This is a genomic window from Bacillus sp. LR_5, from assembly GCF_042709275.1.
Genome location: NZ_JAVAXX010000060.1, coordinates 18,349 through 28,332 on the forward strand (window position 1 = coordinate 18,349; position 9,984 = coordinate 28,332).

At 44.8% G+C, this 9,984-nt stretch carries 9 protein-coding genes and 1 other annotated feature; of the genes, 4 read left to right on the forward strand and 5 right to left on the reverse strand.

Annotated elements, in window-relative coordinates; translation table 11 throughout:
* Positions 1–4: 4 nt before the first annotated feature.
* Positions 5–967 (reverse strand): MBL fold metallo-hydrolase, encoded by a 963-nt coding sequence (locus RAC86_RS14655; protein WP_072566519.1) that lies wholly within the window; start codon positions 965–967, stop codon positions 5–7.
* A 154-nt stretch (positions 968–1,121) separates the two neighbouring features.
* Positions 1,122–1,325: a binding site (T-box leader), on the forward strand.
* A 44-nt stretch (positions 1,326–1,369) separates the two neighbouring features.
* Here RAC86_RS14655 and proC point away from each other — a divergent pair.
* Positions 1,370–2,206, forward strand: a complete 837-nt coding sequence (gene proC / locus RAC86_RS14660; RefSeq protein WP_072182172.1) for a pyrroline-5-carboxylate reductase — start codon at positions 1,370–1,372, stop codon at positions 2,204–2,206.
* A 49-nt stretch (positions 2,207–2,255) separates the two neighbouring features.
* Here the strand turns inward: proC and RAC86_RS14665 are convergent, their stop codons facing one another.
* The gene (locus RAC86_RS14665; RefSeq protein WP_072182173.1) at positions 2,256–3,890 is read right to left on the reverse strand and encodes a M20/M25/M40 family metallo-hydrolase; all 1,635 of its coding nucleotides are present in this window, start codon (positions 3,888–3,890) and stop codon (positions 2,256–2,258) included.
* A 172-nt stretch (positions 3,891–4,062) separates the two neighbouring features.
* Between RAC86_RS14665 and namA the strand changes: the two genes are divergently transcribed.
* Both namA and RAC86_RS14675 read left to right on the forward strand, forming a co-directional pair.
* Positions 4,063–5,079: an NADPH dehydrogenase NamA gene (gene namA, locus RAC86_RS14670; RefSeq protein WP_072182174.1), complete on the forward strand. Its 1,017-nt coding sequence runs from the start codon at positions 4,063–4,065 to the stop codon at positions 5,077–5,079.
* A 110-nt stretch (positions 5,080–5,189) separates the two neighbouring features.
* A complete protein-coding gene (locus RAC86_RS14675) occupies positions 5,190–5,951 on the forward strand; it encodes an alpha/beta fold hydrolase (protein WP_014114307.1) in 762 nt (253 codons plus the stop codon).
* 41 nt (positions 5,952–5,992) lie between these two features.
* Here the strand turns inward: RAC86_RS14675 and rpmG are convergent, their stop codons facing one another.
* Both rpmG and rnz read right to left on the reverse strand, forming a co-directional pair.
* A complete protein-coding gene (rpmG, locus tag RAC86_RS14680) occupies positions 5,993–6,142 on the reverse strand; it encodes a 50S ribosomal protein L33 (RefSeq protein WP_003325527.1) in 150 nt (49 codons plus the stop codon).
* An 80-nt stretch (positions 6,143–6,222) separates the two neighbouring features.
* The gene (gene rnz / locus RAC86_RS14685) at positions 6,223–7,146 is read right to left on the reverse strand and encodes a ribonuclease Z (protein WP_014114308.1); all 924 of its coding nucleotides are present in this window, start codon (positions 7,144–7,146) and stop codon (positions 6,223–6,225) included.
* A 224-nt stretch (positions 7,147–7,370) separates the two neighbouring features.
* Between rnz and zwf the strand changes: the two genes are divergently transcribed.
* Positions 7,371–8,840: a glucose-6-phosphate dehydrogenase gene (zwf, locus tag RAC86_RS14690; RefSeq protein WP_014114310.1), complete on the forward strand. Its 1,470-nt coding sequence runs from the start codon at positions 7,371–7,373 to the stop codon at positions 8,838–8,840.
* A gap of 132 nt (positions 8,841–8,972) precedes the next feature.
* Here the strand turns inward: zwf and gndA are convergent.
* Positions 8,973–9,984, reverse strand: a 1,012-nt coding sequence (gene gndA / locus RAC86_RS14695) for an NADP-dependent phosphogluconate dehydrogenase (RefSeq protein WP_377885829.1), incomplete at its 5' end; no start/stop codon positions are given.

The window sequence follows — 9,984 nt, forward strand, 5'->3', positions numbered from 1 at the left end:
CATTTCACCTCTTCATTGTTCTAAAGTATGCAGTTTTCCCTTCCCAATATGACGTGATGGATTCTTCTGCAGCCAACACATCAAGATGCCCTGCCGTTTCTGACATCGTTAAAAATAATTCCTTTTCATACACAGCAGGGAAAAGCTGCTGACAGACCTGAAAAGCGGTCATCGGCTTTTCATCCAGCATGCGCCGCACATCCTCCGTCCTGTTCCTCTGCTTGTCAAAACGCTTCTCAATCAGCGCCTGTACGCTGGTAATCGTTTCACCGTGGCCGGGAAACACGATTGTTGGCTCAAGTTCAGACAGCCTTCGCAAAGACCGCTGATAGTCGACTAAAGGCTTTGACCTTATGTCTCCCTCTTTCGGGGCTTCTATAATCGGATTAGACGAGCTGTTGGCCAGCAGAAGATCGCCGCCAAGCATTCTCCCGCTTTTTTCATGGAAAAGAACGATATGCGACTCAGCATGTCCAGGCATCTCCAAAACAGACCAGCCCTCAAGTCCATCAATCCTCATCCCTTCTCTGACTGTTTTTGTCAGGGATCTCGTACAGGAAAATGCGTACGCTGACCGAATCAGCTTTTCAGCCTTTCCAGCATCAAATGGAACGCCTAATTCAGGCAGCAGCTTTTGAAAAAAACGTTTTTGCCAATCCATATAAGCTTGATTTCGGCTGATATAAGGTTCGTTGAACGGATGCCCAATCACTTCAATTCCATCAGAAAAAACATCAAGCAAGCCGGCATGATCAGCATGATGGTGAGTCAGTACAACCTGCTCAATATCTGACATTTTCACGTTTACAGCAGCAAGCTGCTCTTGAAGGGCTGCAGCAGCCTCTTTTGTATTCGGCCCCACATCGATAAGTGTCAGCGCATCACCTTTTACTAGATAAACGATAACATCACCGACAGCAAATGGTGTCGGGACGCGGATCGCAATTACAACATCTGCAGTTGTCATCCTTTTGCTCCTTGTCTTCATTCATTATTCATATTTTAGCTTTTTCTCGGTCTTGTGTCATTATAGCTGAATGAGAATGGCCCTTTTTGAAAAAGCTATTGACATTAGCTTGTCCGCCATTGCATAATGAACAACAAACTAAAACGAGAACCATTGGAACGCTATGACGAGGATTAGTATACAAGGCAATGGTCAAAGAGAGCGATACCCCCTGGCTGAAAGGTATTGCGGCCCGCTTGTTTGTAGAACCTGCCCTCAGAGCGGTTAGGAAAACCTAAACGTTTCCCGCGTTATGGGATTTGAGCTGAGCACAATTTGTGCTAATGAGGGTGGTACCGCGAACCTTTTCGTCCTTTACGTGATGAAAAGGTTTTTTGTTGTTCTGATAGAAGGAGGATACCAATGAAAAAGATAGGATTTGTCGGCGCTGGGTCCATGGCAGAAGCAATGATCAACGGCATTTTGCAAAGCGGCATCACAAAACCAGAACATATCTATATCACAAACCGCTCAAATGACGAGCGTCTGATTGAATTAAAGGAGACGTACGGCGTGCGTCCATGCAGAGATAAAAATGAGTTGTTCACTCACACCGATATCATCATCCTCGCTTTTAAACCGAAGGACGCGGCGGAAAGCATTGACGGCATCCGTTCGTATATCAAGGATCAGCTTGTGATTTCAGTGCTTGCAGGCCTTACCATCGAAACCATTCAGCACTATTTTGGCAGAAAGCTCGCGGTCATTCGCGTCATGCCTAATACTTCAGCAGCCATTAGAAAATCAGCAACCGGATTTTCTGTAAGCGCGGAAGCAAGCCAGGATGATATCACCGCCGCAAAAGCTTTATTGGAAACAATCGGTGATGCCACACTGGTTGAGGAACGGCATCTTGATGCTGTCACGGCGATCGCCGGCAGCGGTCCGGCCTACGTGTACCGTTATATCGAGGCAATGGAAAAAGCGGCGCAAAAAGTAGGTTTGGATAAGGAAACGGCAAAAGCACTCATTTTGCAGACTATGGCAGGGGCAACAGATATGCTCCTTCAAAGCGGCAAACAGCCTGTACAGCTGCGCAAGGAAATTACGAGTCCAGGGGGCACAACTGAAGCAGGCCTTCGCGCTTTACAGGACTCCCGCTTTGAAGAAGCGATTATTCACTGTATTGAAGAAACCGCTAAACGCAGTGCGGAGATCAAAGAGCAGTTTGCCGGTGCCGCCTTAGAGAAGCATTCATAGATATAAGCCAAAAGACAGAAGGTACTGTGCCTTCTGTCTTTGGTGTTTCCTAAAACAGCTGGCCGGCAGTTTCTGATTGTTTTAATAGCGCGGAGATCGTAAATGAAAGCAAGTCCGGAAGCACTTCAAAGGAATAAGGCATATACAGTCTTTCCGTCCATTTGTGCGGGTCTTTTCCAGCCGGACCGACATTGAAAACCGGGACATATAAAGCCTGATCTTTGCCGCTTGGCAGTGAATATCCTCTGTTAAAGAGCGGCATATTGCTTGTGTACGCATCAACCTCCTGCTTTTCCAGCTGTAGATAGCTTAAGTCTGAAAGTCCGGGGAAATACTGGACCTCCCGTAGAGCTATGCCGTACCTGTCAGCCGCATAATGCATAAGCTGATCAGCTGTATTCCTGATCAATTGATCGTCCTTTGAAGAAACCGCCGGATAAAACGGCGGGCTGTAAAAAAGAACAATAAGCGGCGCATCTTCCTTACAAAGTGAAGCAAGCTCTGAAACAATTTTCGTCGAAAAATCCCTGTCCCCAAGATCGCCTCTGTTGGCAAAGGCATAATTAAGAACCCGCTCGGTTTCCGAGTTTCCAACACGCTTTTTTGCACGCGCGACCAGCTCATCAAATGTCAAAACAGTCACGGTGCGTTCAATCGGCTGAAAAGACTCAAATTGCTGAAAATCCTGTGTTTTCTTTCGAATGTTCGCGGTTATTTCCTCCGCCGCCTGTTCTGCGGTTTTAAGCAACATCTGATGCAGCTCACTGGCCGACCGTTTCATTGACAGCACATTAAATAACGTGACAGCTGTATGCGGTGTCTGAACTGAATACGCCTCTTTCAAGTCCTTTTGCATTAAGTTGACCGGCGGCGGAGTGACTTCACCATCAACCTTTTCGCAATAATCCACATTCAGTTCAAGCAAGCGGTTCATCTCAGATACCATTAAATTTGCGTTTATGCCTGAAAATGGCTCTCCGACATGGGTTTCAATCCCCTTACAGAAAAATCCCGCAAGCACCTTGCCAATGCTTCCTGTATAAAAATATTGCTGCTGATCGCCGGGAAATTTTTCAAACATCGGTTCAGCATTCAGGCAAGCGGTTAATGTGATATCATGCTTTTTCTCCATTTCCTTCAGTACAGGGACCGCTTCAATCATGCCTCTTGAATTCACTTCCTCATCAGGAACGGTAATCAATAGCAGATTGCCCTCAAATTGGCCGTTCATTGCCCGCTCCAGCATTGACAGATGAACAGCAAGCCCCGCTTTCATATCCATCGTCCCTCTTCCGAACAGCCAGTCGCCGCTCTCAGCATCTTTTCGCACACGCTCCGGAAGCAGCTCTTTTTTCTCTAAAAAGGAACTCAAAAGCTCGGCAGGCTTACAAGCCATATGTTTGAATTCTCCGTAATCCTCTATGTCCACGACATCAAAATGACTCAGCAAAAGCACTGTCTTTTTGACATTCTTCTTTTTGACTAGAGCCGTTAGAAAGGATCTGCCGTCGTCCATCGGATGAAGTGTTACATCATCAGGATGTTTTTGAAAATAAGGCTTGTCCTTCAAAATAAAATAAAGATATTCTGCAAGTGCTGCCTCTCCCTTCGAACCGGTGATGCTTTCGTATTGTACAAGAGAAGTTAAAAGGGTCAGCAATTCGTCCTTCGTCTGCCAATTCATCGATCTCCGCCCCTCCTATGTATAAAAACGCTTCTAAAATGAAAAATAAAATGATTCTCTGTCTATTATACAGAAATGGTTGACAAAAACGGATCTTTTGAGCAGTTTATATGACGGGAAAGAAATGACTTGATATAATCAATCTCTAAAAACCTTACGGGAGGCGAAAGAAATGGCCAGAAAATTATTCACACCTATTACAATTAAGGATATGACGTTAAAAAACCGCATCGTCATGTCGCCAATGTGCATGTATTCTTCTCATGAAAAGGACGGAAAATTGACGCCGTTCCACATGGCACATTACATATCTCGAGCAATCGGCCAGGTCGGGCTGATTATTGTGGAGGCATCAGCGGTGAATCCTCAAGGACGAATCACAGACCAAGACTTAGGAATTTGGAGCGATGAGCATATCGAAGGCTTTGCCAAACTGACTGAGCATGTCAAAGAACAAGGCTCAAAAATCGGCATTCAGCTTGCCCATGCCGGACGTAAAGCAGAGCTTGAAGGAGATATTTTCGCTCCATCGGCGATTGCGTTTGACGAACAATCAGCAACACCTGTAGAAATGTCAGCAGAAAAAATAAAAGAAACGATCCAGGAATTCAAACAAGCGGCTGCCCGCGCAAAAGAAGCCGGTTTTGATGTGATTGAAATTCATGCGGCGCACGGATATTTAATTCACGAATTTCTATCTCCGCTTTCCAACCACCGCACAGATGAATACGGCGGCTCACCTGAAAACCGCTATCGTTTCTTAAGAGAAGTCATCGAAGAAGTCAAACAAGTATGGGACGGCCCTTTATTTGTCCGTGTATCTGCTTCTGACTATACAGACAAGGGCTTAGATATCGCCGATCACATCGGTTTTGCAAAATGGATGAAGGAGCAGGGTGTTGATTTAATTGACTGCAGCTCAGGCGCCCTTGTTCAAGCAGACATTAACGTATTCCCTGGCTATCAGGTCAGCTTCGCTGAGAAAATCCGTGAACAAGCTGACATGGCAACTGGTGCTGTCGGCATGATTACAGACGGTTCAATGGCTGAAGAAATTCTGCAAAACGGACGTGCCGACCTCATCTTTATCGGCAGAGAGCTTTTGCGTGATCCATTCTTTGCAAGAACTGCTGCGAAACAGCTTAATACAGAGATTCCGGCCCCTGTTCAATACGAAAGAGGCTGGTAATGTCCAAAAGAGATATCCTCAACCGGATATCTCTTTTTTTATTTTTTAGAGAAACGATCAGCTAAGGTTCTCCGTCTCCCTAGTAGAACCAATTAGAGGAGATGACTCCAATGAACTCAGCTTGGATGGAAAAGACATATACAATTGACGGATGTGCGTTTCATACACAACACCGGAGAGGATCAAGCGGTGTAACGATTGTCTTTGAGGCCGGCTACGGTACTTCTTCTGAGACGTGGGAACCATTAATGGCGGACATTGATGATGAATTTGGCATTTTCACATATGATCGGGCAGGGATAGGGAAAAGCGGACAAAGCAGCGCTAAACGAACAGCTGAACAACAGGTGAAAGAATTGGAGAGTTTGCTTAAAGCAGCAGATGTAAAACCTCCTTATTTGGCTGTTTCTCACTCATACGGGGCTGTGATCACCGGTTTATGGGCCTGCAAAAACAGGCGCGATATTATCGGCATGGTCCTCCTTGATCCAGCTTTAGGAGATTGCACAAGCTTCTCCTTTATTCCTGAAGAAATGCACAAAGCATATACAAAAAAGATAATGCTTGAGGGCACACATGCAGAGTTTTCTAGAAGCCTGCAGGAACTCAAACAGCGGCAAGTCCATTTAGGGAACATGCCTCTCATTGTACTGTCATCAGGTGAACGGACTGAGAAATTCGCTGCTGAACAGGAATGGCAAAACCTGCACACCAGCATCTTGTCTCTATCGAATCAAAGCAGCTGGATTCAAGCTAAAAACAGCTCGCACAACATCCATCATGATGAACCTCATATCGTTCATTTGGCTATTTATGACGTGTGGTGCGCAGCGTGCCAGCAGGCCGCTCCTCTTTATCAGGCAGTCAATTAACATAAAAAAAGACCGGGCCGTAAAACGCCCGGTCTTTTTTGTTATTTTGTTTCACGATGAATGGTATATTTCTTTAAACGCGGTGAATATTTTTTCAGCTCTAAACGGTCTGGGTTGGTGCGTTTATTTTTTGTTGTGATGTAATTTCTGTCTCCCGTTTCAGTGCAGGCTAAAGTAACATTGACTCTCATATTAGCATCTCCTTATAAAGCGTAATGATTACGTTTTATTATACAACGTAATTACAATTTGTCAAATAGGAGCTCTTCCTTCAGCCCCGCGGAACGTTTACCTCTAAGAAATCATACGCTGCCACGCTGTTTGGGAAAACGTCAGCCGCTTCTTTTTGAAGCTCCAGAGAGGCATCTCCCTGATATCTTGCGCTGATATGGGTTAAAATGAGCTTCTTCGCACCGGCTTCTTTCGCTGTTACAGCTGCTTGTTCCGTTGTACTGTGAAAATAATCGTAAGCAAGTTTCCGATCTTCCTTAGCAAAGGTCGCTTCATGAACAAGCACATCACAATCCTTTGCAAGCTCTTTTAGCTTGTCACTTACTCTCGTATCTCCGGAAAGCACAACAGCTCTTCCCTTTTTAGGAGGCTCCAGAAAATCATTCCCATTGATGATGCGTCCGTCTTCAAGCGTTACCGTTTCCCCTTTTTTGATTCTTTGATACACAGGTCCAGGCGGGATATTCATTTCTTTTAATACATCCGCCTTTAAGGAACCTGGTACATCTTTTTCCTGCACACGGTACCCGAAAGCCTCTACTCCATGAATAACAGATACTGCTGTGACAATAAACTGATCGTCTTCAAACACGATTCCTTCTTCGATTTCCTTGATCACAAGCGGATATGTCAAATGGGTTTTCGTGACAGCAAGGCTTGTTTCAATAAACGCCTTGATCCCTTTAGGTCCGTACACCGTCAGCTCGTCCTCTCCCCCTTGAAAGGAACGGCTCCCCAGAAGCCCCGGAAGCCCGTATACATGATCGCCGTGCATGTGGGTAATGAAGATTTTTTCTATTTTACGAGGTTTAATCGTTGTATGTAAAATTTGATGCTGCGTGGCTTCCCCGCAGTCAAACAGCCATACTGAACGCCTTTCTTCAAGCAATTTTAATGCCACCGACGTTACGTTTCTCGTCTTAGCGGGAATGCCGGCTCCCGTCCCTAAAAAAAGTAATTCCACGTTTCTTCCTCCTACTAGAACTAGTTACCTACAAGAATACAGGATCAGGCGCAAAATGTGAATCTTGCCTCTGAAAGGAACAATCCTTTCGTTCTAAAAACATTTTTACGGCATTCTGCAAAAAAAGGGCTTAAATGTTTGCTTTCGTTGAATTTTAGATTTAAAATGAAGGAAATATACGGGGTGTACTAAAATAAAGCTTCGAATAAAGTGAGGTACTTTTAGTGAAAACAAACCAACAACCAAAAGCAGTAATTGTCATATTCGGTGCAACTGGAGATTTAGCTAAACGAAAACTGTATCCGTCTATTCACCGTTTATATCAAAACGGACAAATCGGAGAAGAGTTTGCAGTTGTAGGAGTTGGAAGAAGACCTTGGTCCAATGAGGATCTTCGCCAAACTGTTAAAACATCCATTTCCTCATCTGCAGATAAACATATAGATGATTTCACGTCTCATTTTTACTATCACCCGTTTGACGTGACAAACCCTGGCTCCTATCAAGAGCTTAACGTATTGCTTAACCAGTTGGAAGATACATATCAAATTCCGAACAACAGAATGTTCTACTTGGCAATGGCTCCTGAATTCTTCGGGACAATTGCAAAAACATTAAAATCAGAAGGTGTTACAGCAACTACAGGCTGGTCCCGTCTTGTCATTGAAAAGCCGTTCGGCCATGATCTGCCAAGTGCACAGGCACTAAACAAAGAAATCCGCGAAGCATTTACGGAAGATCAAATTTACAGAATCGACCATTATCTAGGCAAACAAATGGTTCAGAACATTGAAGTGATTCGATTTGCCAATGCGATTTTCGAACCGCTTTGGACAAACCGCTACATCTCAAACATTCAAATCACATCTAGCGAATCACTTGGCGTCGAAGACCGTGCAAGATATTACGAAAAATCAGGCGCCCTGCGCGACATGGTACAAAACCACATTATGCAGATGGTTGCCCTTCTTGCAATGGAGCCGCCGATCAAATTGAACACAGAAGAAATCAGAAGCGAAAAAGTAAAGGTTCTGAGAGCACTGCGCCCTATTGCAAAAGACGAAGTAGATGAGTATTTTGTGCGCGGACAGTATCAAGCCGGTGAAATTGACGGTGTGCCGGTTCCTGCTTATACGGATGAAGATAATGTCGCTCCTGACTCAAATACAGAAACCTTTGTTGCAGGCAAGCTCTTGATCGACAACTTCAGATGGGCTGGTGTTCCATTCTATATCCGCACCGGAAAACGAATGAAAGAAAAGTCCACAAAAATCGTCGTTCAATTTAAGGACATTCCGATGAACCTGTACTACGGCAACGAAAACAACATGAATCCAAACTTGCTTGTCATCCATATTCAGCCTGACGAAGGCATTACGCTCTACTTAAACGCTAAAAAGCTTGGCGGGGCAGCACACGCGCAGCCTATCAAACTCGATTACTGCAGCAATTGCAATGACGAGTTGAACACCCCTGAAGCGTATGAAAAATTAATTCACGACTGTCTTCTTGGCGACGCAACAAACTTTGCACACTGGGATGAAGTTGCCCTTTCTTGGAGCTTTGTCGATTCCATTTCTGAAACATGGGCAGCAAACAAAACCTTGTCTCCTAACTACGAGTCAGGCTCTATGGGACCGAAAGAATCAGATGATCTTTTGGCGAAAGACGGCTTGCACTGGTGGAATATATAATACGAAAAAGCCGAAAATGCTTGTGAGCATTTTCGGCTTTTTTTCGGCTGTCAAGACTGCCTTATCCCTTAAGACATTCTAGCATTCAATAAAAAACCCCCAAAGCCCTAAGGCTTCGGGGGTTTCTATTGATTACTTCATCCATTCAGTATGGAAGATACCTTCTTTATCTGTACGCTCATAAGTATGGGCGCCAAAGTAGTCACGCTGCGCTTGGATTAAGTTTGCAGGCAGGACAGCTGTGCGATAGCTGTCATAGTAAGCTAATGCGCTTGAGAATGACGGCACTGGCACACCTTGGGCAACTGCAAGTGAAATCACTTGGCGAAGCGCTCCTTGGTAGCTTTCTACAATATTTTTGAAGTAGCTGTCAAGAAGAAGGTTATCAAGCTCAGGTTCCCGATCGTAAGCTTCTTTGATCTTCTGAAGGAACGCTGCGCGGATGATGCAGCCGCCGCGGAAGATCATAGCGATTTCGCCATATTTCAGATCCCAGTTATATTCTTCAGAAGCAGCTTTCATTTGAGCAAATCCTTGCGCGTAAGAACAGATTTTACTCATGAACAGCGCTTTTCTGACTGCTTCAATCAGCTCTTCTTTATTTTCTGTAACTGGCTTCACGTCTGGTCCTGCAAGAAGGCCGCTCGCTTTCACACGCTCTTCCTTCATAGCTGAGATAAAGCGCGCGAATACAGACTCAGTAATAATCGGAAGCGGAACACCTAAGTCAAGTGCGCTTTGGCTTGTCCATTTTCCTGTTCCTTTTTGGCCTGCTTTATCAAGAATCACATCAACAAGCGGTTTGCCTGTTTCTTCGTCTTTTTTCGTAAAGATGTCAGCTGTAATCTCAATCAAGTAGCTGTCAAGCTCACCTTTATTCCATTCAGCGAAAACTTCGTGAAGCTCATCTGCTGAAAGACCGAGCACCTGTTTCAGAATGAAATAAGATTCAGAAATCAGCTGCATATCTCCGTATTCAATACCGTTATGCACCATTTTTACGTAATGGCCGGCACCGTCGGGACCGATATATGTCGTACAAGGTTCTCCGTCAACTTTTGCAGAAATCGCTTCAAGAATCGGCTTCACAAGCTCATGCGCTTCTTTTTGTCCGCCAGGCATGATAGAAGGCCCTTTAAGCGCT

What these genes read in the sequence shown, in the direction of transcription:
- RAC86_RS14675 (WP_014114307.1), top strand. Translation starts at nt 5,190, where the DNA reads ATGAACTCAGCTTGGATGGAAAAGACATATACAATTGACGGATGTGCG.
- rpmG (WP_003325527.1), bottom strand. Translation starts at nt 6,142, where the DNA reads ATGAGAGTCAATGTTACTTTAGCCTGCACTGAAACGGGAGACAGAAAT.
- RAC86_RS14655 (WP_072566519.1), bottom strand. Translation starts at nt 967, where the DNA reads ATGACAACTGCAGATGTTGTAATTGCGATCCGCGTCCCGACACCATTT.
- namA (WP_072182174.1), top strand. Translation starts at nt 4,063, where the DNA reads ATGGCCAGAAAATTATTCACACCTATTACAATTAAGGATATGACGTTA.
- proC (WP_072182172.1), top strand. Translation starts at nt 1,370, where the DNA reads ATGAAAAAGATAGGATTTGTCGGCGCTGGGTCCATGGCAGAAGCAATG.
- RAC86_RS14665 (WP_072182173.1), bottom strand. Translation starts at nt 3,890, where the DNA reads ATGAATTGGCAGACGAAGGACGAATTGCTGACCCTTTTAACTTCTCTT.